Annotated in this window: 20 protein-coding genes; 10 read left to right on the plus strand and 10 right to left on the minus strand. The window is 68.6% G+C overall.

Annotated features, from left to right (window positions below; all coding sequences use genetic code 11):
• The first annotated feature begins 36 nt into the window (after positions 1 to 36).
• Together F9K34_RS02980 and F9K34_RS02985 are read left to right on the plus strand one after the other, a co-directional pair.
• Positions 37 to 1,251: a multidrug effflux MFS transporter gene (locus tag F9K34_RS02980; RefSeq protein ID WP_291335229.1), complete on the plus strand. Its 1,215-nt coding sequence runs from the start codon at positions 37 to 39 to the stop codon at positions 1,249 to 1,251.
• 76 nt (positions 1,252 to 1,327) lie between these two features.
• Positions 1,328 to 2,722, plus strand: coding sequence for a helix-turn-helix domain-containing protein (locus F9K34_RS02985; RefSeq protein WP_291335231.1), 1,395 nt, complete (start codon positions 1,328 to 1,330; stop codon positions 2,720 to 2,722).
• 3 nt (positions 2,723 to 2,725) lie between these two features.
• On the opposite strand, the gene F9K34_RS02990 is transcribed toward F9K34_RS02985, so the two are convergent.
• Complete coding sequence (locus F9K34_RS02990; RefSeq protein ID WP_291335233.1) at positions 2,726 to 2,965, minus strand: YdcH family protein; 240 nt, start codon at positions 2,963 to 2,965, stop codon at positions 2,726 to 2,728.
• A 173-nt stretch (positions 2,966 to 3,138) separates the two neighbouring features.
• Here F9K34_RS02990 and F9K34_RS02995 point away from each other — a divergent pair, with 173 nt between their 5' ends.
• Both F9K34_RS02995 and F9K34_RS03000 read left to right on the plus strand, forming a co-directional pair.
• Positions 3,139 to 4,272 (plus strand): aminodeoxychorismate synthase component I, encoded by a 1,134-nt coding sequence (locus tag F9K34_RS02995; protein WP_291335234.1) that lies wholly within the window; start codon positions 3,139 to 3,141, stop codon positions 4,270 to 4,272.
• Positions 4,236 to 4,862 carry an aminotransferase class IV family protein gene (locus F9K34_RS03000; RefSeq protein WP_291335235.1) on the plus strand — a complete coding sequence of 209 codons (627 nt, stop codon included), beginning with the start codon at positions 4,236 to 4,238 and terminating at the stop codon, positions 4,860 to 4,862. Before F9K34_RS02995 ends, F9K34_RS03000 begins: the two co-directional genes overlap by 37 nt.
• A gap of 27 nt (positions 4,863 to 4,889) precedes the next feature.
• On the opposite strand, the gene F9K34_RS03005 is transcribed toward F9K34_RS03000, so the two are convergent.
• From F9K34_RS03005 to betI, 3 genes are all read right to left on the minus strand, one after another.
• Positions 4,890 to 5,417, minus strand: coding sequence for a DUF1003 domain-containing protein (locus tag F9K34_RS03005; RefSeq protein ID WP_291335236.1), 528 nt, complete (start codon positions 5,415 to 5,417; stop codon positions 4,890 to 4,892).
• A gap of 63 nt (positions 5,418 to 5,480) precedes the next feature.
• Entirely contained in the window at positions 5,481 to 7,133 is a 1,653-nt protein-coding gene (gene betA, locus F9K34_RS03010; protein WP_291335237.1) for a choline dehydrogenase, read from the minus strand.
• Positions 7,130 to 7,705: a choline-binding transcriptional repressor BetI gene (betI, locus tag F9K34_RS03015; RefSeq protein ID WP_291335238.1), complete on the minus strand. Its 576-nt coding sequence runs from the start codon at positions 7,703 to 7,705 to the stop codon at positions 7,130 to 7,132. Before betI ends, betA begins: the two co-directional genes overlap by 4 nt.
• Positions 7,706 to 7,930: 225 nt before the next feature.
• Between betI and F9K34_RS03020 the strand changes: the two genes are divergently transcribed.
• The 3 genes from F9K34_RS03020 to choV all read left to right on the plus strand — a co-directional run bounded on the left by F9K34_RS03020 (position 7,931) and on the right by choV (position 10,853).
• Positions 7,931 to 8,869 carry a choline ABC transporter substrate-binding protein gene (locus tag F9K34_RS03020; RefSeq protein ID WP_291335239.1) on the plus strand — a complete coding sequence of 313 codons (939 nt, stop codon included), beginning with the start codon at positions 7,931 to 7,933 and terminating at the stop codon, positions 8,867 to 8,869.
• An 86-nt stretch (positions 8,870 to 8,955) separates the two neighbouring features.
• Positions 8,956 to 9,813 (plus strand): choline ABC transporter permease subunit, encoded by an 858-nt coding sequence (choW, locus tag F9K34_RS03025; protein WP_291335241.1) that lies wholly within the window; start codon positions 8,956 to 8,958, stop codon positions 9,811 to 9,813.
• A complete protein-coding gene (gene choV, locus F9K34_RS03030; RefSeq protein ID WP_291335243.1) occupies positions 9,810 to 10,853 on the plus strand; it encodes a choline ABC transporter ATP-binding protein in 1,044 nt (347 codons plus the stop codon). Before choW ends, choV begins: the two co-directional genes overlap by 4 nt.
• Positions 10,854 to 10,932: 79 nt before the next feature.
• Here the strand turns inward: choV and F9K34_RS03035 are convergent, their stop codons facing one another.
• Together F9K34_RS03035 and F9K34_RS03040 are read right to left on the minus strand one after the other, a co-directional pair.
• Positions 10,933 to 11,838 carry a DMT family transporter gene (locus tag F9K34_RS03035; RefSeq protein ID WP_291335245.1) on the minus strand — a complete coding sequence of 302 codons (906 nt, stop codon included), beginning with the start codon at positions 11,836 to 11,838 and terminating at the stop codon, positions 10,933 to 10,935.
• A gap of 53 nt (positions 11,839 to 11,891) precedes the next feature.
• Positions 11,892 to 12,494 (minus strand): LysE/ArgO family amino acid transporter, encoded by a 603-nt coding sequence (locus F9K34_RS03040; RefSeq protein WP_291335247.1) that lies wholly within the window; start codon positions 12,492 to 12,494, stop codon positions 11,892 to 11,894.
• A gap of 89 nt (positions 12,495 to 12,583) precedes the next feature.
• Here F9K34_RS03040 and F9K34_RS03045 point away from each other — a divergent pair, with 89 nt between their 5' ends.
• A complete protein-coding gene (locus tag F9K34_RS03045; protein ID WP_291335249.1) occupies positions 12,584 to 13,450 on the plus strand; it encodes a LysR family transcriptional regulator ArgP in 867 nt (288 codons plus the stop codon).
• 13 nt (positions 13,451 to 13,463) lie between these two features.
• Here the strand turns inward: F9K34_RS03045 and F9K34_RS03050 are convergent, their stop codons facing one another.
• Complete coding sequence (locus F9K34_RS03050; protein ID WP_291335251.1) at positions 13,464 to 14,204, minus strand: YebC/PmpR family DNA-binding transcriptional regulator; 741 nt, start codon at positions 14,202 to 14,204, stop codon at positions 13,464 to 13,466.
• Between the two features lie 114 nt (positions 14,205 to 14,318).
• Between F9K34_RS03050 and F9K34_RS03055 the strand changes: the two genes are divergently transcribed.
• Entirely contained in the window at positions 14,319 to 16,088 is a 1,770-nt protein-coding gene (locus F9K34_RS03055; protein WP_291335253.1) for an SLC13 family permease, read from the plus strand.
• A gap of 6 nt (positions 16,089 to 16,094) precedes the next feature.
• Here F9K34_RS03055 and F9K34_RS03060 read toward each other — a convergent pair whose 3' ends face one another.
• The gene (locus F9K34_RS03060) at positions 16,095 to 17,873 is read right to left on the minus strand and encodes an SLC13 family permease (protein WP_291335255.1); all 1,779 of its coding nucleotides are present in this window, start codon (positions 17,871 to 17,873) and stop codon (positions 16,095 to 16,097) included.
• Between the two features lie 186 nt (positions 17,874 to 18,059).
• A complete protein-coding gene (locus F9K34_RS03065; protein WP_291335256.1) occupies positions 18,060 to 18,872 on the minus strand; it encodes a TIGR00282 family metallophosphoesterase in 813 nt (270 codons plus the stop codon).
• A gap of 215 nt (positions 18,873 to 19,087) precedes the next feature.
• On the opposite strand from F9K34_RS03065, the gene F9K34_RS03070 reads away from it, so the two are divergent.
• Positions 19,088 to 19,744: a PEP-CTERM sorting domain-containing protein gene (locus F9K34_RS03070; protein WP_291335258.1), complete on the plus strand. Its 657-nt coding sequence runs from the start codon at positions 19,088 to 19,090 to the stop codon at positions 19,742 to 19,744.
• 36 nt (positions 19,745 to 19,780) lie between these two features.
• On the opposite strand, the gene F9K34_RS03075 is transcribed toward F9K34_RS03070, so the two are convergent.
• Positions 19,781 to 20,285, minus strand: a 505-nt coding sequence (locus F9K34_RS03075; RefSeq protein ID WP_291335260.1) for a 5-formyltetrahydrofolate cyclo-ligase, incomplete at its 5' end; no start/stop codon positions are given.

The following is a 20,285-nucleotide window of genomic DNA, read 5'->3' on the forward strand; positions in this document are numbered from 1 at the left end:
ATGGACAGCCGCAAATCTGCCCGCTACGCCTCGGGCATGACCGCGCGCCCCGTCGTCCGCTTCCTCGACCGCTCCACCGCCCCGCATGTCGCGACCCTCGTCGCGGTCACGGGGCTCTCGGCGCTGGCGATGAACATCTTCCTGCCCTCGCTTCCGGCGATGACCGAGTGGTTCGCCACCGACTACCGGCTGATGCAGCTTTCGGTCTCGCTCTATCTGGGCGTCAGCGCCGGCCTGCAGATCGTCATCGGCCCGATCTCGGACCGGTTCGGGCGTCGGCCCGTCCTCCTTTGGTCCGTCGTGCTGTTCCTGATCGCGACGGCGGGCACGCTTGTCGCCCCCTCCGCCGGTATCTTCCTCGCCTTCCGAATGATGCAGGCGGTCGTCGCCGCCGGAATGGTCCTGAGCCGCGCCGTCATCCGCGACATGGTGCCGGCAGACGAGGCCGCGTCGATGATCGGTTACGTCACCATGGGAATGGCCTTCGTGCCGATGGTCGGGCCGATGATCGGCGGCATTCTCGACGGGGCCTTCGGCTGGCACGCGAACTTTGTCGTGCTCTTCGGTCTCGGCCTCGCGGTCCTCTGGATGATCTGGGCCGACCTCGGCGAGACGGCGGCCGGCCATCGGGCGCGTTTCGCCGACCAGGTCCGGCAATACCCCGAGCTTCTCGCCTCGCGCCGGTTCTGGGGCTATAGCCTTTCCGCCGCGTTCGCCTCGGGGGCGTTCTTCGCCTATCTCGGCGGCGCGCCCTTCGTCGGCAGCGAGGTGTTCCACCTTTCTCCCGGACGGCTCGGCCTCTACCTCGGGGCGCCCGCGGTCGGCTACGCCTTGGGCAACTTCCTCGCAGGGCGCTATTCGGTCCGTATAGGCATCGACCGGATGATCCTCCTGGGCACGCTCCTGACGGCGGTCTGCATGGGCTTGCTCGTCGCCCTGTCGCTTGCCGGGTCTGCCGGAGCAAACACGTTCTTCGGCCTCGTCATCTCGGTCGGCCTCGGCAACGGCATGGCGCTGCCCGGCGCGAACGCCGGGATGCTCTCGGTCCGGCCGGGGCTCGCGGGCACGGCCTCCGGGCTCGGCGGTGCGATCATGATCGGCGGGGGCGCGGCGATCTCTGCGGCCGCAGGCTGGGCGCTCGGCCTCGGCGGCGGCGCTGCACCGCTCGCAATCCTGATGTTCGCCTGTGCCGTGGCCGCGGTCGCCTCGATCCTCCTCGTCATCCGCCGCGCCCGCAGGCTGGGCCTCTGAGCGATCCGGCAGGGACCTTGGCAGCGGGCTTTGCAAAGGCTACTCTCGGCTTCGCAAACCTGCGGAGCCCGGGGCGATGGCCACCCAGAAACTCTACGCCGGCGCGAAGCTGCGCGAGACGCGCGCGCGGCTCGGCCTGACCCAGAAGGCGTTCGCCACCAAGCTCGGCGTCTCTCTCCCCTACCTCAACCAGATGGAGAACAATCACCGCCCGGTCTCCGCCGCGGTGGTGCTGGCGCTGGCGGGGGAATTCGGCCTTGACGTGACGGAGCTTTCGGCGGGCGATGCCGAGCGTCTCGTCTCCGACATGCGCGAGGCGCTCGCGGACCCGGTCTTCGCCGACACGATGCCGCCCCTTGCCGACCTCCGGCTTGCGGCGTCGAATGCGCCGATGCTCGCCCGTGCCTTCCTCGAGCTGCACCGCGGCTACCGGCAGAACCACGAACGCCTCGCCTCGCTCGACGAGGCGCTGGGGCGCGAGGGGGGCTCGAGCCGCGCCTCGCCTTGGGAAGAGGTGCGCGACTTCTTTCACTACTGCGACAACTATCTCGACGCCGTGGACCGCGCGGCGGAACGGTTTGCGTCGCCCGACGGAGCGCTCGGCGACGTCGGCAAGCCGGCGCGTGCCGCCCTTGCAGCCCACGGCATCTCCCTCAGCCTCGCCGATGCGGAGCAGGTCCGCTCGCTCAGCGGCAAGGTACTCACCCTCTCTACCCGCGCCAGCGCGCCGACGCAGCGCTTCCAGCTACTGCACCAGGTCGCGCTCCTGACGCAGGGCGACCTGATCGAGGCGACGCTCGACCTTGCCCGCTTCCAGTCCGATGCCGCCCGCGCCATCGCCAAGATCGGTCTTGCCAACTATTTCGCGGGTGCCGCGCTCCTGCCCTACCGCGCGTTCCTGGCGGCAGCGCAGGAAACCCGGCACGATCTCGAACGCCTCGCCGACCGCTTCGGCGCCTCGATCGAACAGGTGGCGCACCGGCTGTCCACCCTGCAGCGGCCGGGGATGAAGGGCATTCCCTTCTTCTTTGTCCGCGTCGATCAGGCGGGCACGATCACCAAGCGCCACTCGGCCACGCGGCTCCAGTTCGCGCGTTTCGGCGGCGCCTGTCCCTTGTGGAACGTCCACCAGGCCTTCGAGACGCCCGGGCGCTTCCTGCGCCAGCTTGCCGAGACGCCCGACGGCGTGCGGTACCTGAGCCTCGCGCGCGACATCTCGAAGCCCGGAGGGTCCTTCCACGCGCCCGTCCGGCGCTATGCGATCGGGCTCGGCTGCGAGGTGAGCCACGCCAAGGACCTCGTCTACGCCGACGGGCTCGACGTGACGAACGCCCGCGCCTTCGAGCCCATCGGCATATCCTGCCGCATCTGCGACCGGACGGAGTGCCATCAGCGCTCCGTCCCGCCGCTCGAACGCAAACTCAGGGTGGACCCCAACCGGCGCGGGCTCCTGCCCTACGAGATCGGCTGAGCCTCACGCCGCCTGGATCATCCGGTAGATCTCGTCCTTGAGCTGGGCGCGCTTCTTGCGCATCTCGACCTCGGCGAACTGGTCGACGGGCTCGATGCCGGACTCGGCACGATGCACCTGCCGGTTCAACTCGTGGTATTCCTCCGCCAGCCGGGCGAAATGCGTGTTGGAGACCTTCAGGGCGTGGATCTTGTCCGCCTCGGCCGGGAACTCCTCGTGCAGTTCGTGCGGTGTGTTCGACATTGAGCTTTCCTTTCATCGCTTCGCCCCTTTCTCGCGCGGCTGAGCGCGTCCGGCTTTGACCTCGGTCAATCCGGAGCCGCCAGGCCGCGAACGGCGCGCGAAGGGCCGCGAACGGGATTGCCCAAACCCTGGCCGGAGCCTATTGCGGCACTACCCTATCGCGGGCGGAACGCATGATCCTGATCGAGAATGGCCCCGGCGGCGCGCCGGCCCTCTTCGACGCCCTGCGCCGAATCATCCGGGCGGAGACGGCGGCCGAGGTCGCCCCGGCGCTTGCCGCGCTCGATGCCGCCCGCGCCGGGGGCCTCTGGGCCGCCGGGTTCCTGAGCTACGAGGCAGGCTACGCGCTGGAGCCGCGCCTCACCGCGCTGATGCCCGAGGCGCGAGGGCTGCCGCTCCTCGCCTTCGGTCTCTACGACCATCCGCTTGCGGCCGGGGCGGTCCTTGCCCGGGCCGCGGCCGAGGCGGCCGGGACGCACCTCTCGCCTGCGACGCCCGACTGGACCGCAGCGGAGCATGCCGGGGCGATGGCCCGCGTTCTCGACTACATCGGCGCCGGCGACATCTACCAGGCCAACCTGACGATGCAGATGCGCGCCAGCTTTGCCGGTTCCCCGCTCGGCCTCTATGGCGCCCTTCGCGCCCGCCAGCCGGTCGGCCACGGCGCATTCGTCGCCCTTGCCGGCTGCCCCGTGCTCGTCTCGCGCTCACCCGAACTCTTCTTCGCCACGGATGCGGAAGGGGCGATCGAGACCCGGCCGATGAAGGGCACCGCGCCCCGTGCCTCGAACCCCGCCCATGACGCGGCGCTGCGGCTGGAGTTGCAGCAAAGCGTGAAGAACCGCGCGGAGAACCTCATGATCGTTGATCTTCTTCGCAATGATATCTCCCGCATCTGCACCGTCGGATCGGTGCGGGTGCCCGAGCTCTACACGGTCGAGAGCTATGCCACCGTGCACCAGATGGTCAGCCGCGTGACGGGCCGGCTGCGCCCCGGAACGCCGCCCTCCGCGCTTGTCCATGCGCTCTTTCCCTGCGGCTCGGTCACCGGCGCGCCGAAGATCCGGGCGATGCAGATCATCCGCGAACTGGAGCCCGCGCCCCGCGGCGCCTATTGCGGGGCGATCGGCTGGCTCGGCCCGGACGGAAGCTCGGCCTTCAACGTGGCGATCCGCACGCTGACGCTTGCGGCCGACGGCACCGCCAGCTTCGGCGTCGGCGGCGGCATCGTCGCCGATTCCACCCCCGAGGGCGAATACGAGGAGGCGTTGTGGAAAGCCCGCTTTGCCGACCCGATACGCGGCTGATCGAGACCTTCGGCTGGGACGGCACCGCCTTCCGCCGACTCGACGCCCATCTCGCCCGCGCCCGCGCCTCATCCGCGGAACTGGGCTTCCTCTGGGACGAGGCGAGGGTCCGGGCGGCGCTGGACACCGTGGGCGGGCCGGCGCAGCTCCGCGTCCGGCTGACCATCTCGCGCTCCGGCACGGCCGAGGTCACGACCGGGCCCCTCGGACCCAACCCGCCCGAATGGCGCGTCACCGTCGCCGCGGATCGGCTCGACCCCGACGCGCCGCTCCTGCGCCACAAGACGACGGAACGCGCGCTCTACGACCGCACCCGCGCGGCGCTGCCCGCCGGCATCGACGAAGTCATCTTCCTCAATACGCGGGGCGAGGCCTGCGAAGGCACGATCACCAACCTCTTCGCCGACTTCGGCGGCGGGCTCCTGTCACCGCCGCTCGCCTCGGGCTGTCTGCCGGGCATCCTCCGCGCCGAGCTTCTCGCCATCGGCGCGGCGCGCGAGGCGGTGATTCGCGCCTCCGACCTCCCGCGCGCCCGCCTCTACGTCGGCAATGCGCTTCGCGGCCTGATTCCCGCCCGGCTGCTCGCCTAGCATCTGCGCTGCCCAAGCCCCCGCGTCCTAGCGGCGTGACAGTGCGTCGATCTTCGCCTCGAGACGCGCAAACAGCGCCTCGAGCTGGCGCATGCGGATGTCGTCCACCTTCTCGTGCAGGCTCATGATCTCCAGTTCCGCCTTCAGGTTCACCTCGTAGTCATGCGCCGCCGCCAGCCGGTCCTTTGCCGCCTGGCGATTCTGCGACATCATGATCACGGGGGCCTGGATCGCCGCGACCATCGACAGGATGAGGTTGAGGAATACGAAGGGATAGGGATCGGCCGGCCGCACCATGATCCAGACATTGGCCGCCACCCAGCCGAGAATCACCGCGGCAAAGAGGATGATGAAGCTCCACGACCCGCCGAAGGCCGCCACCCGGTCGGCCACGCGGTCGCCGAAGCTCAGTTCCTGGCGGAAGGACTCGTTGACGTTGCGCGAGATCGCCGCACGGCCCGCGATGCGGCGCAGCACGCGCTGTTCCCGTTCGGGCAGGTCGTCGTAGCCCTTGCTCAGCAGCCGCTCGGCCAGTTCGCGCACACGCTCGTCCATCTTTCCCTCCGGCCACGCCACTCGCAGAGCATAGCCAGAGCGCACGCGCCGCGAAAAGGGTGCCTAGCGTTGCGCGGTCCGCCAGCGCGGGCTGGTCCAGGGTTCGGAATTGGCCGACGCGAGCATGGGCCGGCCAAGCACATGGTCGGCCGCCTTCTCGCCCACCATGATCGAGGGCGCGTTGAGGTTGCCGTTGGTGATGCGCGGGAAGATCGAACTGTCGGCAACCCTGAGCCCTTCGACGCCGATCACCCGGCAATCGGGCCCCACGACCGCCATCGGATCGTCACGCCGGCCCATCTTCGCGGTGCCGCAGGGGTGATAGGCGCTTTCGGCGTGTTCGCGCAGGAAGGCGTCGATCTCCGCGTCCGACTCGACGGCCGGTCCGGGCTGGATCTCGTGCTTCACGAAGGGACGGAACGCCTCCTGCGCGAAGATCTCGCGGGTAAGCCGCACGCATTTGCGGAACTCCGCCCAGTCGTCGGGATGCGACATGTAGTTGAAGCGGATGACCGGCGGGGCCTTGGGATCGGCCGAGCGCAGCGTCACGGAGCCGCGCGACTTCGACCGCATCGGTCCGACATGGGCCTGGAATCCGTGGCCCTCGGCCACGGCCCTGCCGTCGTAGCGCACGGCGATGGGCAGGAAGTGATACTGGATGTCCGGGTAGTCCACGCCCTTGTCCGACCGGATGAAGGCAGCGCTTTCGAACTGGTTGGAAGCGCCGGGTCCGGTGCCGGTGAACAGCCACTGGGCACCGACCATGGCCTTGCCCCAGAGATTCCAGTATTTGTAAAGCGTGATGGGCTTTTGCGAGGCGTACTGCATGTAGACTTCGAGGTGGTCCTGCAGGTTCGCCCCGACACCGGGACGGTCGGCCACCACCGCGATCCCGTGTTCGGACAGGTGCCGCGCCGGGCCGACGCCGGAGAGCATGAGAAGCTTCGGGGTGTTGATCGAGGAGGCGGCGAGGATCACCTCGGCGCGGGCGCGGATGACCTCCACCTGCCCGCCGCGCTCCACCTCCACGCCCACCGCGCGGCCCGCGTCGAGGACGACCCGGCGCGCGAGGGCCCGGATCAACCGGCAGTTCGGCCGCTTCATCGCGGGTTTCAGATAGGCGTTCGCCGCCGACCAGCGCCGGCCGCGCCAGATCGTCGCCTCCATCGGGCCGAAGCCTTCCTGCTTTTCGCCGTTGTAGTCCTCGGTGACCTCGTAGCCGGCCTGCCGGCCCGCCTCCACGAAGGCGTGGAAGAGGGGGTTGCGGCGCGGCCCCCGGGTGACGTGAAGCGGGCCGTCGGTGCCCCGGAACGCCCCGCCATCGCCGCCGTGCCAGGTTTCCATCCGCCGGAAGTAGGGGAGCACGTCGGCATAGGCCCAGCCAGCCGCGCCGCTCTCTGCCCAGTGGTCGAAGTCCTTGGCGTGGCCGCGCACGAAGACCATGCCGTTGATCGAGGAAGAACCGCCGATCACCTTGCCGCGCGGCGTGGCAAGCGTGCGGCCGCCCAGATGCGGCTCGGGCTCCGTCCGGAAGCCCCAATCGTAGATCCCCATGTTCATCGGATAGGACAGTGCGCCCGGCATCTGGATGAACGGACCGACGTCCGATCCGCCGTGTTCGATGACGACCACGCTCCGCCCCGCTTCGGCGAGCCGGTAGGCCATGGCGCAGCCGGCCGAGCCGGCGCCGACGACGACGTAATCCGCTTCGGTCATGCCGCAAGCTCCCGTTCCAGACAGTCGAGCACGATTCCGGCCGCGCCCGGGCTGTCGGGCGCGCCGGGCTTCAGCGCCTCGCGGATGTAGACACCGTCGATCATCGCGCCCAATGCCCTCGCGACCGCCTCTGCCCTGACGCCGACGAGCGGGCGGAGCGAATGGACGAGGTTGGACTGCAGCCGGCGCTGATAGACGCCGAGCAGCCGCCGCGCCTCCGGCAAGGTCTGGGCGAGGACGTAGAAGTTCAACCAGGCGCCGATCACCTCGCGCCGGAAACTCGATGTGGCAAAGCTCGCCCGGACGATGGCCTGCACCCGTCCCTTCGGCCCTTCGGCCGCCGCCAGCGCCCCGCGCACCTCCGCGCTGTAGAGGGTCAGGATATGGCGCATCGCGGCGAGGAATATCTGCTCCTTCGAGCCGAAATAGTGATGCGCCAGCGCCGAGGACATGCCCGCGCGCTTGGCGATCTGGCTCACCGTGACATCGAGCGACCCGGCGCGGCCGATCTCGGTGATCGTCGCCTTGACCAGCGCCGCCTTGCGAATCGGTTCCATCCCCAGTTTCGGCATCGTTCCATCCTTTCGGTCTCTCCATCGCTAGCTGACCTTTTATTGACTCGTCAATCAAGAAAAACCTTCGGTGCCGCTCCAGAGCTTCCTTTTCCAGAGCGCAAACTTGTTCTACGCTCCCCCGGATGGCCCCGGGGAATGCCCGAGGGGCAAAGATTTTCCTTGCGCGAAAGCGGGAAACTAAAGTTTATTGACTCATCAATCAACAAAACAGGGAGCAACACCATGATCCTCGCCAACAGCCTGCGCGCAAGCCTCCTGGCGACCGCCGCGCTTGTCGTCACGGCCCCGGCCAATGCGGCCGGCTGCGACAGCATCATCTTCTCGGACGTCGGCTGGACCGACATCACGGCGACCACCGCGGTCGCAAGCACGATCCTGCAGGCGCTCGGCTACGAGACGGAGACCAAGATCCTCTCCGTGCCGGTGACCTATACCGGGCTTGCCGAGGGCGACATCGACGTGTTCCTCGGCAACTGGATGCCGACGATGGAGGCCGACATCGCGCCCTATCGCGACGCTGGCACGGTCGAGACGGTGCGCACCAACCTGACGGGCGCGAAGTACACGCTGGCGACTAACGAGGCCGGCGCGGCCCTGGGGATCGACGACTTCTCCAAGATCGACGCCAACAAGGATGCGCTGGAAGGCCAGATATTCGGCATCGAGCCCGGCAACGACGGCAACCGCCTGATCCTCGACATGATCGCCGCCGACACCTTCGGATTGGGCGACTTCAAGCTCGTGGAAAGTTCCGAGCAGGGGATGCTGGCCGAGGTCGCCAAGCATGACGGCGACGGCAAGCCGATCGTGTTCCTCGGCTGGGAACCGCATCCGATGAACGCGAACTTCAAGATGACCTACCTTGCGGGGGGCGACGACGTCTTCGGACCGAACTTCGGGGGCGCGGAAGTGGCCACGAACGTCCGCAAGGGCTATGTCGCCGAATGCCCGAACACCGGCAAGCTCCTCCAGAACCTCGAGTTCTCGCTCCAGATGGAGAACGAGATCATGGGCAAGATCCTGAACGACGGGGCCGATCCGATGGAGGCGGCGAAGGAGTGGCTGAAGGCCAACCCCGACGCGATGACCCCTTGGCTCGACGGCGTCACGACGAAGGATGGCGGCGACGCGATGGCGGCGGTCAGCGCGGCCCTCGGCTGAGGCGCCGGGACTGAGGCGATGCGGAGAGCGGCAACGGACCCGTCTGTTGCCGCTTTCCATATGGACCTGCGCGGGAGGGGGACGCGATGGACTGGAGCTGGCTCGAAAGCGTTTGGCTGGCCGACCACAAGATTCCGGTCGGAAAGGTGTCGAAGGTTGCCTTCGACTGGATGAAGGAGAACCTCAAACCGGTCTTCGACTTCATGTCATGGGTCATGGAGGGGCTGATCGCGGGAATCCTGTGGCTGCTGGAGACGCCGCATCCGCTGATCATCGTCGCCATCGCGGTGGCGCTGACCTGGTATCTCCAGCGCAACTGGAAAATCTGCCTCCTGGTCCTCCTGGGCCTGCTCTTCATCCTCAACCAGGGTTACTGGAAGCCGACCACGGAAAGCCTGACGCTGATCCTCGCCTCCTGCGTCGTCTGCATGGGGCTGGGTGTGCCCATCGGAATCGCAGCCGCCCACCGGCCGAAGCTCTATGCGGCGATGCAGCCGGTCCTCGACTTGATGCAGACCCTGCCCACCTTCGTCTACCTGATCCCGGCCATCGTCTTCTTCGGGCTCGGCATGGTGCCCGGGCTGATCGCAACGGTGATCTTCGTGCTGCCCGCGCCGATCCGGCTGACGCATCTGGGCGTCTCCAACACGCCGCTCGCGCTGACCGAGGCGCTGACCGCCTTCGGCGCGACGAAGCGGCAGGTGCTATACAAGGCCGAGCTTCCCTATGCGCTGCCGCAGATCATGGCGGGGCTGAACCAGACGATCATGTTGTCGCTGTCGATGGTGGTGATCGCCGCGCTCGTAGGGGCGGACGGACTTGGGGTTCCGGTCGTCAGGGCGCTGAACTCCGTCAACACGGCGTTGGGGTTCGAGTCCGGCTTTGTCATCGTGGTCGTGGCCATCGTGCTTGACCGGATGCTGCGGAAGGGAGACGCGAAATGACCGCCGCGCCCGAAATCGCAGTCGCGTTCGACAAGGTCAACATCGTCTTCGGCGACCATCCCGAACGCGCCCTGCCACTGATGGACCAGGGGCAGAGCCGCACCGAGATCCAGAAGGCCACCGGCCAGGTGCTGGGCGTCCACGACTGCTCGCTGACCGTGGCACGCGGCGAGATCCTGGTGCTCATGGGCCTGTCGGGGTCGGGCAAGTCGACGCTCCTGCGGGCCGTCAACGGGCTCAACAAGGTCTGCCGCGGATCGGTGACGATCCACGACGGCGACTGGAACTGCGAAGTCGGCGGCGCGTCGAAGGAAGACCTCCTGCGCGTGCGCCGAGAATGCGTGGCGATGGTGTTCCAGCAGTTCGGCCTCCTGCCCTGGCGGACGGTGCGCGAAAACGTCGGACTGGGGCTGGAACTCGCCGGCATGACGGCCGAGGCGATGCGCGAGAAGGTCGATGCGCAACTGAAGCTCGTCGGTCTTTACGAACGCGCCGACGCCAAGGTGGGCGAACTTTCCGGGGGCATGCAGCAGCGTGTCGGCCTGGCCCGCGCCTTCGTCACCGATGCGCCGATCCTGCTGATGGACGAACCGTTCTCGGCGCTCGATCCCTTGATCCGCACCCGGCTTCAGGACGAACTGCTGGACCTGCAGGAAAAGCTCAAGCGCACGATCATCTTCGTCAGCCACGACCTCGACGAGGCGTTCAAGATCGGCAACCGGATCGCGCTGATGGAAGGCGGGCGGATCGTCCAGTGCGGCACGGCGCGCGAGATCATCGCCAACCCGGTCTCGGACTACGTGGCCGACTTCGTCAACCACATGAACCCGCTTTCCGTCCTGACCGCGCGCGACGCGGTGGAGCCGACGCCGAACGCGATCCCCACCGCGGGGACGACCGACATCGACACGCCGATCAAGGAAGTCATGGCGCGGCTCAAGGACGAGACGCGCGCGCTCGAGGTGACCGACCACGGCGCGGTCGTCGGCCAGGTCTCGCGCAAGACCGTGATCGCGCGGCTTCTGGACCCGCGGGGCTGAAGAGCGCTCTCACGGCCTTCCGGCGGAAGGTCGTCAGCGCCGAGCGCCCCTCGCCCGGCGGCGGGCCGGGAGGCGCGGCTCAGAGCTTCGCCGCGTCGGCGGGCGGCGTGATCGCGCGCCGACGGGCCGTCGCCTCGCGCCAGGTCATGTAGCTGATCGCGGCGATGATCATGGCGCCGCCGAGAAGGACGAACGGATCGACGGCCTCGTCGAAGGCCAGCCATCCGAGCAGGCTCGCCCAGACGAGCTGCAGGAAGGTCACGGGCTGAGTGACCGTAAGCGGCGCGGCGGCGAAGGCCCGCGCCATGGCATAATGGCCGAAGGTCGCGAAGACCGCGACGACGCCGAGCCAGGCGAGTTGTTCGGGTGCGGGCGGCACCCAGGCGGAGAGCGCGAGGGGCGCAAGCCCGACCGTGACCGTGAGCGACAGGAGCGCCACAAGGGCACCGGCCGGCAGATCCGCCGAGAGCCGCTTGGCGATGAGGTAGGACAACCCGAAGCTCACGGCCGCGCCGAGTTGCGCGAGATGGCCCGGCGTCACCTCGCGCAAGCCCGGCCGCAGGACCACCAGCGCGCCAAGGAGGGCGATCGCGATGGCCGCGATCCGCCGCGCGGCGAGCGTCTCGCCGAAGAGGAGCGCCGCGCCGACCGTCACGACGATCGGGTTGAGGTAACCGATGGCCGTGACTTCCGCCACGGGGATGCGCGCCATCGCGAAGAACCAGAGCGTGACCGCGACGACATGGAGCCCCCCGCGGCCGAGAACGAGCGGCCAGGCGCCAGCAGGCAGGCCGCGGCGCAGAACGGGGACGAGCGAGGGCATGAGGAAGACCAGGCCGAAGAGGAACCGGATGAAGGCCGACTGCGCGGCCGGAAGGCCGGTCCCGACATGGCGCACGGCGCCGGTCACGACGACGAAGGACAGCCCCGTCGCGAGCATCCAGAGGATCCCGGCGAGCGGGCGGTCTTGATCGGTGGTCGCCATGACGCCGACAGAACGCGATCAGACGGGCGGCCGCAAGGGGGCATCCCCGCAGCTCATCCGATGGCCAGCCGGGCCGCGATCGTCCACATGATGATGCCGACCACCCCGTCGAGCACCTGCCAGGCGCGCGGCCGGGCGAAAAGCGGCGCGAGAAGCCGCGCGCCGAAGCCAAGCGACAGGAAGAAGACGAAGGAGGCCGTCGCCGCCCCCGCAGCAAAGCCGACCGATCCGCCGGAGTACTGCGATGCGATGGAGCCGATCAGCACGACCGTATCCAGCCAGACATGCGGGTTGAGCCAGGTCAGGAGCGCCAGCGTCGCGATGACCCGGGTCAGGGGCTCACCGCCCCCCCGCGCGGCCTGAAGCGTCTCGCCACCCGCCCAGGCGGCGCGGAAGGCGCGCGCGCCGTACCAGAGAAGGAAGGCCACCCCGCCCCAGCGCAGTACCGCACCCGCCGCCGGCACGCGGTCGGCCAGCGTCCCCATGCCGGCCACCCCCGCGGCGATGAGAACGGCATCCGAGGCGGCACAGAAGAGGCAGACGGCGAGCACATGCTCGCGCCGGAGACCCTGGCGCAGGACAAAGGCATTCTGCGCCCCGATCGCCATGATCAGGCCGAGCGAAATCTGGAAACCGGCGAGAAAGGGGATGGGCATTGTGGGCTCCGTGACCGCGACGCGCCTTGACTATCCCTGCGGAGGAGATCATTCCAGTTAAACTGATGAAGCTCAGATAAGTTCGGCTAATGTTTGAACCCGCTCATCTGCAGGCACTCGCCGCGATCCTCCGCACCGGCAGTTTCGAGGCCGCCGCAGCGGCGCTGAACGTCACGCCCTCGGCGGTCTCGCAGCGCATCCGCGGCCTCGAGGAACGGCTCGGCACCGCCGTCGTCGTCCGCGCGGACCCGTGCCGGCCGACCACGGCCGGCGCCCGGCTGGCGCGGCACGCCGAGGAGGTGGCGCTTCTGGAGCGCACGCTCGCCACCGATCTCGGGCAGGCTGAGGGTCTGGCGCAGGTGCGCATCGCCGTCAACGCCGACAGCCTCGCGACCTGGTTCCTGCCGGCGCTCGCAACGGTGCCGGGGCTTCTCTTCGATCTTGTCATCGACGATCAGGACCACTCGGCCGACCTCCTCCGCCGGGGCGAGGTGCAGGCGGCAGTGACCGCCCATGGCGCCCCCCTCGCCGGCTGTGACGCGCACCCGCTCGGCCGGCTCGCCTACGTCGCGACGGCCAGCCCCGCATTCGTGGCGCGCTGGTTTCCGGACGGGGTGACGGCAGAGGCCCTTGCCGCGGCCCCTGCCCTCACCTTCAACCGCAAGGACCGGCTTCAGGCCGACTGGGCACGCGACATTGCCGGGCGGACGGTATCGCTGCCGACCCATCTCGTGGCGTCAAGCCATGCCTTCGTCGAGGCCGCCCGGCTCGGGATCGGCTGGGGCATGAACCCCCTGCCCCTCATCCGCGGGGAAATCGCCGCCGGCAAGCTGGTGGCACTGGCGGACAGGACGCTGGATCTCGCGCTCCACTGGCAGGTGACGCGACTCGCCGGGCGGGCGCTGGCTCCGCTCACGGCCTCCGTGCGACGGGCGGCCGCGGCTGCGCTGGCCTGAGATCCGCGCGCGGTCAGAGCTGGGCGGCCACCTCTTCCGGCACGTCGAAGTTCGCGGTGACGGTCTGCACGTCATCGTCCTCCTCGAGCGTGTCGATGAGCCGCATCAGCTTCTGCGCGGTCTCAAGGTCCACATCGGTGCGGGTCTGCGGCTTCCAGACGAGCTTGGCTTCCTCGCATTCGCCGAGTTGCCGTTCCAGCGCTTCGGTCACGTCCGAAAGGCTGTCGGCAGCGCAGTAAATCCAATGGCCCTCGTCGTCGGACTCCACGTCCTCGGCGCCGGCTTCGAGCGCGGCCATCATCACCGTGTCGGCATCCCCGGCCGAGGCGGCAAACGTGATCTCTCCCACCCGGTCGAACATGAAGCTGACGGAGCCGGTGGTACCGAGGTTGCCGCCGAACTTGGCGAAGGTGCTGCGCACGTTGGAAGCGGTGCGGTTGAGGTTGTCGGTCATCGTCTCGACCATCACGGCGATGCCGTTCGGGCCATAGCCCTCGTAGCGGATCTCGGTGTAGTCCGCCGCGTCACCGCCCTGCGACTTCTTGATCGCGCGGTCGATCACGTCCTTCGGCATCGACTGCGACTTCGCCGCCTTCACGGCGAGCCTGAGGCGCGGGTTCTTGTCGGGATCGGGGTCGCCCATCTTGGCGGCGACGGTGATTTCCTTCGCAAGCTTCGAGAACATCTTGGAGCGCAGCTTGTCCTGCTTGCCCTTGCGATGCTGGATGTTGGCCCATTTCGAATGGCCTGCCATGACCCTCTCCGTCCGTGCTTTCGGTAAACCGGCGCCTCTATATGTCAGAGGGCGGGGAACCTGCAAGCCGGAGCACCGGTTGCATTCCGCAGACGCGACCGGTTCACTGGGGTCATGACACAGCAGCAGACCATCCTCTTCGCGCTCTTCGGGCTTGTCTTCGCAGCGCTCATCTGGGGGCGCTGGCGCTATGATCTCATCGCCTTCTCGGCCTTGCTGGCCGCCGTCGTGCTCGGCGTCGTGCCCGCCGAGGCCGCGTTCGCGGGGTTCGGCCACCCGGCGACCCTCGTCGTGGCGCTCGTCCTCGTCGTCTCGGCCGGTCTCACGCGCGCCGGGGTCGTCATGGCGATCGCGCGGCGGCTGCTCAGTCCGGAGCGTCCGCTTCAGGGCCATATCGCGGTGATGGGGGCCACGGGCGGACTCCTGTCGGCCTTCATGAACAATGTCGCGGCCCTCGCGCTGCTCATGCCCGTCGATGTGGAGACCGCCCGCAAGGCCGGGCGCGAACCGGCGATGTCGCTCATGCCGCTGTCCTTCGCGACGATTCTCGGCGGGATGATCACGCTGATCGGCACGCCCCCCAACATCATCATCGCGACCCTGCGGCAGGAGTCGCTCGGAGCGCCGTTCCGGATGTTCGACTTCGCGCCGGTCGGGGCGGTCGTCGCGCTGGCCGGCACACTCTTCGTCGCGCTGGTCGGCTGGCGACTGATCCCCCGCCGGGCAGATGCCGGGACGGCCGCGGCCCCCGCCGCCTATCTCGCCGAACTGGTCGTCGGCGAGCAATCGCGCCTCGTGGGCAAGCCGATGTCGGCGCTTCTCGACGAGGCCGACAGGTCGAACGCAACCGTCCTGGCCCTGATCCGCGACCGCAAGCGGCGCTATGCCGTGGCCCGCGACCGGATCATCGAAGCGGGCGACGTGCTGCTCTTCGAGGCGGGAGCCGAGGCTCTCGACGAGCTGCGGTCCGGTCTGCGGCTGGACTTCGCCGACCAGCGCCGCAAGACCTATCTCACCGCCGAGAAGGCCGGCTTCGACGTGGTCGAGGCGGTGGTTCCGGCCACGGCGCGCGTCCGCGGCAAGACGACCGATGCGGTCGGGCTGACCTGGCGCCAGCGCAGTGTGCTGCTCGGCATTTCCCGCCGCGGCCAGCGGATCCGCGGCCCTCTGCGAAAGACCCGCATCCGGGCCGGCGACATCCTGCTGCTCCTGACTCCGGCGGATGCGGCCGACCAGGTCATCGAGTGGCTGGGCTGCCTTCCACTCGGGGGGCGCAGCGTTTCGGTCACGAAGGAGCACCAGCTCTGGCCCGCCGTGGGCATCTTCGCGGCGGCCGTGGTCGCGGCGAGCGTCGGGCTGATCGACCTTCCCATCGCCCTCGGCATCGTCGTGATCGCCTATGTCGCCAGTGGCGTCCTGCAGCTGGCCGAGATCTACGATCATGTCGAGTGGCCGGTGATCGTACTTCTCGGCTCGATGATCCCGCTCGGCGGCGCGCTCGAAAGCTCCGGCGGCACGGACCTGATTGCGGCGGCGCTCGTCAGCCTCTCGCTCGGCGCGCCCGCATGGGTGGCGCTGCTCCTGCTGATGGTGGTGACGATGTCGCTGTCGGACGTGCTCAACAACACTGCGACCGCGATCGTCGCCGCGCCGGTCGGCATCTCCATGGCCCATGCGCTGGGAGCCTCGCCCGATCCGTTCCTGATGGCGGTGGCCGTCGCATCCTCCTGCGCGTTTCTCACGCCCATCGGTCACAAGAACAACATGCTGATCCTCGGCCCCGGCGGCTACCGGTTCGGCGACTACTGGCCGATGGGGTTGCCGCTCGAGGTTCTCGTGATCGCCACGGGCCTGCCGGCGATCCTCTTCTTCTGGCCGCTTTGACCCGACCTAGAGCGGCCAGAGAGCCGGGATGGTCATGCAGGCCGTGAGCGCAAGGAGGAGGTTCAGGGGAATGCCGACCTTCAGGTAGTCCGAGAACCTGTAGCCCCCCGGCCCGTAGACCAGCATGTTGGTCTGGTAGCCGATAGGCGTCGAGAAGGCCGCAGACGCCGCGAACATGACGGCGACGACAAGGCCGCGCGGGTCGAGCCCGAGCGAATGGCCGAGTTCGATGGCCACGGGCGTGAAGATCACCCCCACCGCGTTGTTCGAGATGATCTCGGTCATCACCATCGCCAGCAGATAGACCGCAAGCACCACGAACTGCGGCGGCAGGTCGCGGAGGGCCGGGCTGACCCAGCTGACGAGAAGCTCCGCCGCGCCGGAATGGTCGAGCGCGGCGCCCACCGCGAGCATCGCGAAGATCAGCGCGAGGAGCCGGCCCTCGATGAAGGAAAAAGCCTCGTCCGCGTCGATGCAGCGGGCCAGAAGCACGAGCGCCACCCCCACCACCGACAAGGACAGGATCGGCGCGACGCCAAGCCCCGAGAGCGCCACGATCCCCGCGAGCACACCGAAGGCGATCGGGGCCTTCGACCTCCGGTAGGCCTTCACGGTGGGTTTCGTCACGTCGACGAGTTCCATGTCGGCCGCGAGCCGCTGGATATCCTCGGGGGCGCCTTCGAGGAGCAGGGTGTCGCCCACCACGACGACAAGGTCGTCGAGCTGGCGGCCGATGTTCTGGTTCCGGCGGTGCACGGCGAGCGTGTAGACACCGTAGCGCCGCCGCAGGCGCAGTTCGCCGAGCGAGCGGCCGACCATCCGGCATCCGGGCGAGATCAGCACCTCCACCGTCTCGGTCTGGACGGAGGAGAGCTTGTCGACAAGTCGGATGTCCCTATTCTCCTGCAGGCCCAGCAGCTCCGCCATCTCGGTGCGGAGCACCACGCGGTCGCCCGCCTGCAGCACCACCGGATCGAGGTCGCGGCGCAGCGAGGCGTCGCCCCTCAGGACGTCGATCACCCGCACGCCCGGACGCTTGAAGAGGTCGACCTCGAGCGCCCGCTGGCCGGCGAGCTTGGAGTCCTCGGGCACCGCGACCTCCGTGAAGAACTTGAGCTTGCGCCGGTCGCCGAGCATTACGCCCATCGATTGCCGGTCGGGCAGGAGCCGGCGGCCGATCGTGGCGACATAGATCATGCCGACGAGGACCTGGATCGCGCCGAGGGGAGTGATCTCGAAGATCGAGAAGGGCTTCATTCCCTGCGCCTTGGCCACACCGTCGACGAGAAGGTTCGTCGAGGTGCCGATGAGCGTGACGGTGCCGCCGAGGATGGCCGCATAGGACAGCGGGATCAGGAGCTTGGAGGCCGAGATGTGGAGTTTTCGGGCGATCGAGACCATCACCGGGATCATCACCACGACGACCGGCGTGTTGTTCAGGAAAGCCGACGCGAGCGCCACGAAGCCGAAAAGGATGATCAGCGTCACCGTCGGACGGTGGCCGGCATTGGCCTCGGCCGTGTGCGTCAGCCATTCCAGCACGCCGGTCCTGACCAGCGCCCCCATGATGAGGAACATGGCCGTGATCGTCCAGGGTGCGGGATTCGTGAGCGACTTCAATGCCTCGTCATAGGGCAGGATGCCGAGGACGAGGAAGAGCGCGGCGCCGGCGATCGCGACGACCTCGGTCGGGAATCTCTCGCGCACGAACATGACGAACATGCCCGCGACGATGAGCAATGTGAGAATCGCCTCACCGTCCGGCGAGAGGGGCAGAGTGATCATTCACCGATACCGCGTGTCATGCGGCGCGATCATATCGACGCGGGGCGATTGGGCAAGCCGCGCCGGCACGGGCCGCAAGGACTCGCGAAACGGGGCACATATCCCGGGCACGGGCCCGAATCGTTGCCGATGCGGCCATGGGCATGGGCCGGAACCGGCGGGGCGCCCCCGGTTCGCGGCCGGGAATCACGGGCCGGATGGCGCGAGCCGGCCCCCGAGCCGGATCATGTGCACCGCAGTGGCAAGGCCGCTGCGGTCGTCGGTCTCCACCAGCGTGCCGCAGAGCGTCGCCTCGCCCGCCGCGGGGGTGAAGCGATCCTTTCCCATGCCGGTGACGAAGCGGCGCATCGGTTCGAGCTTTTCCATCCCGATGACCGAGTTGTAGTCGCCGCACATGCCGGCGTCGGACTGGAAGGCCGTGCCGCCCGGAAGCACCTGGGCATCCGCCGTGGGGACATGGGTATGGGTGCCGACGACGAGGCTCGCGCGTCCGTCGCACCAGTGGCCCATGCCCATCTTCTCGCTCGTCGCCTCGCAATGCATGTCGATGAGCGTCGCCTGCACCGCGCCGCCAAGGGGATGCGCACGCAGAACGGCGTCCACCGCCGAAAAGGGATCGTCGAAGGGCCGCTTCATGAAGACCTGGCCGAGCGCCTGCGCGACCATCACCTTCCGGCCGCCGGTGGCTGCGAACACGCGCGCGCCCCGCCCGGGCGCTGTCTTCGCATAGTTCAGCGGCCGAAGGATGCGCGGCTCGGTCTCGATGAAGGAGAGCATGTCCTTCTGGTCGAAGGCATGGTCGCCGAGCGTCAGGCAGTCGGCGCCGGCCGCGAGGAGCGCCTTGGCGTGCTCGGGCGACAGACCCGCCCCGGAGGTCGCGTTCTCGCCGTTCACGACCACGAAATCCAGCGCCCAGTTCGCGCGCAGGCCCGGCAGCCGCGCCGTTACGGCCGCGCGCCCTGCCCGCCCCATGACATCGCCGAGAAAGAGGATCCGCATGGCTCCTGCCTAGTCGGCCTGCGGTCCAAGGGCAAGCACGAGACGCGGGTGGAGTTCGGCGCCGGAAGCCGGGCAGCCTTGTGCCCGCGCGCGCGCGTGACCCATTCGCCTCAGTTCCGCCCCAATTGCCCAGATCTTGCCGTATTCGTTGACGCCCCGCGAACACCGCCGCTACCCTTCGAGGAACGATTGCAGTCACGGTATCGAGGTGCCCCATGGTGATCAGATCCCTCCGGACGGCCGCGCTCCTGGCAGGCTCTGTCGTTGCCGGACTTGCGGAACCCGCGTCGGCACGGACCGTCACCTTCGACTACCTGTCGCCGGCGTACTACGACAGCCATGGCGGCCTTGACCTGCCCTATGTCGAGAACGGCGTCACCGTGACCTCGACGGACCCGTTCGGCGGCATCCTTTCCGAGTTCACGATGGCCGGGGCCCTGCACATCGACGACGCGCCCGCAGGCTTCACCGAAGGGGTGATCTTCACGACGGGTTCGACCTTTGACGTCCTCGGCTTCTCCTTCGTCTCGCTTGGCTTCGCTTTCTTCGACGAGGCCCCGACCGTTACCGGCAGCATCCTTATCCGCGGTTTCCTCGACGGGGTACAGGTTGTCCGTGACCATGTCACGATGTCGCCGGTCTTCGGGACCGCTCAGGATATCGTGCTCGACTCGGCCTTCGCCGGTCTGGATGCGTTCTCCATCGAACTGATCTATCCCGATACCCGGGCCAATTGCGACGCGCCCTGCGGGCATATCGAGCTTGACAGCATAAGCTTCGGCGGCATCGCCCCGGTGCCGCTGCCGGCCTCGGGGCTCCTCCTCGGCGCGGGCGTTCTGGCGATCGCGGCTTGGCGCCGGCGCCGGGGCTGACCTCCGGCAGCGCGCCTCTCCCAACGGCCGGCCGGATCATGCGCCGGGCGCGATCGTTTCATCTTCCGTGATGATCAGGTCGAGCCTCTGGTCGGTCGCTTCCGTTGGCACCGCCGCCACCTCCTGCGCCGCGAAGGCGAAGCCGATGGCGGTCACCGGGCCACGGGCCCTGAGGCCCTCCAGCGTCCGGTCGTAGAAGCCGCCGCCATAGCCGAGCCGGTAGCCCCGCCGGTCGAAGGCCAGAAGCGGCACGATCAGCACCCGAGGCTCGATCCAGTCGCCCGCCTCGGGGATCAGCGCGCCGAAGTCCCCGGGAACCATCCGCGCCTGGGGAGTCCAGCGGCGGAACCTCAGCGCCTCGCCGGGGGCGAGGATCACCGGCACGGCGACGGGACCATCATGCGCTTCCATCGCCGGCAGGCAGTCGATTTCCGTCCGCATCGGCATGTAGCCGGCGAGCGGTTGGCCCGCGAAGCGCGCGAGTCCGGCCGCAAGCCGCGCCGCGTCGCCGGGCGCCCGTCCCGCGAAGGCCGTCTTGCGC

Origin of the sequence: Albidovulum sp. (genome assembly GCF_008933605.1) — a bacterium.
Classification (GTDB): Bacteria; Pseudomonadota; Alphaproteobacteria; order Rhodobacterales; family Rhodobacteraceae; genus Albidovulum.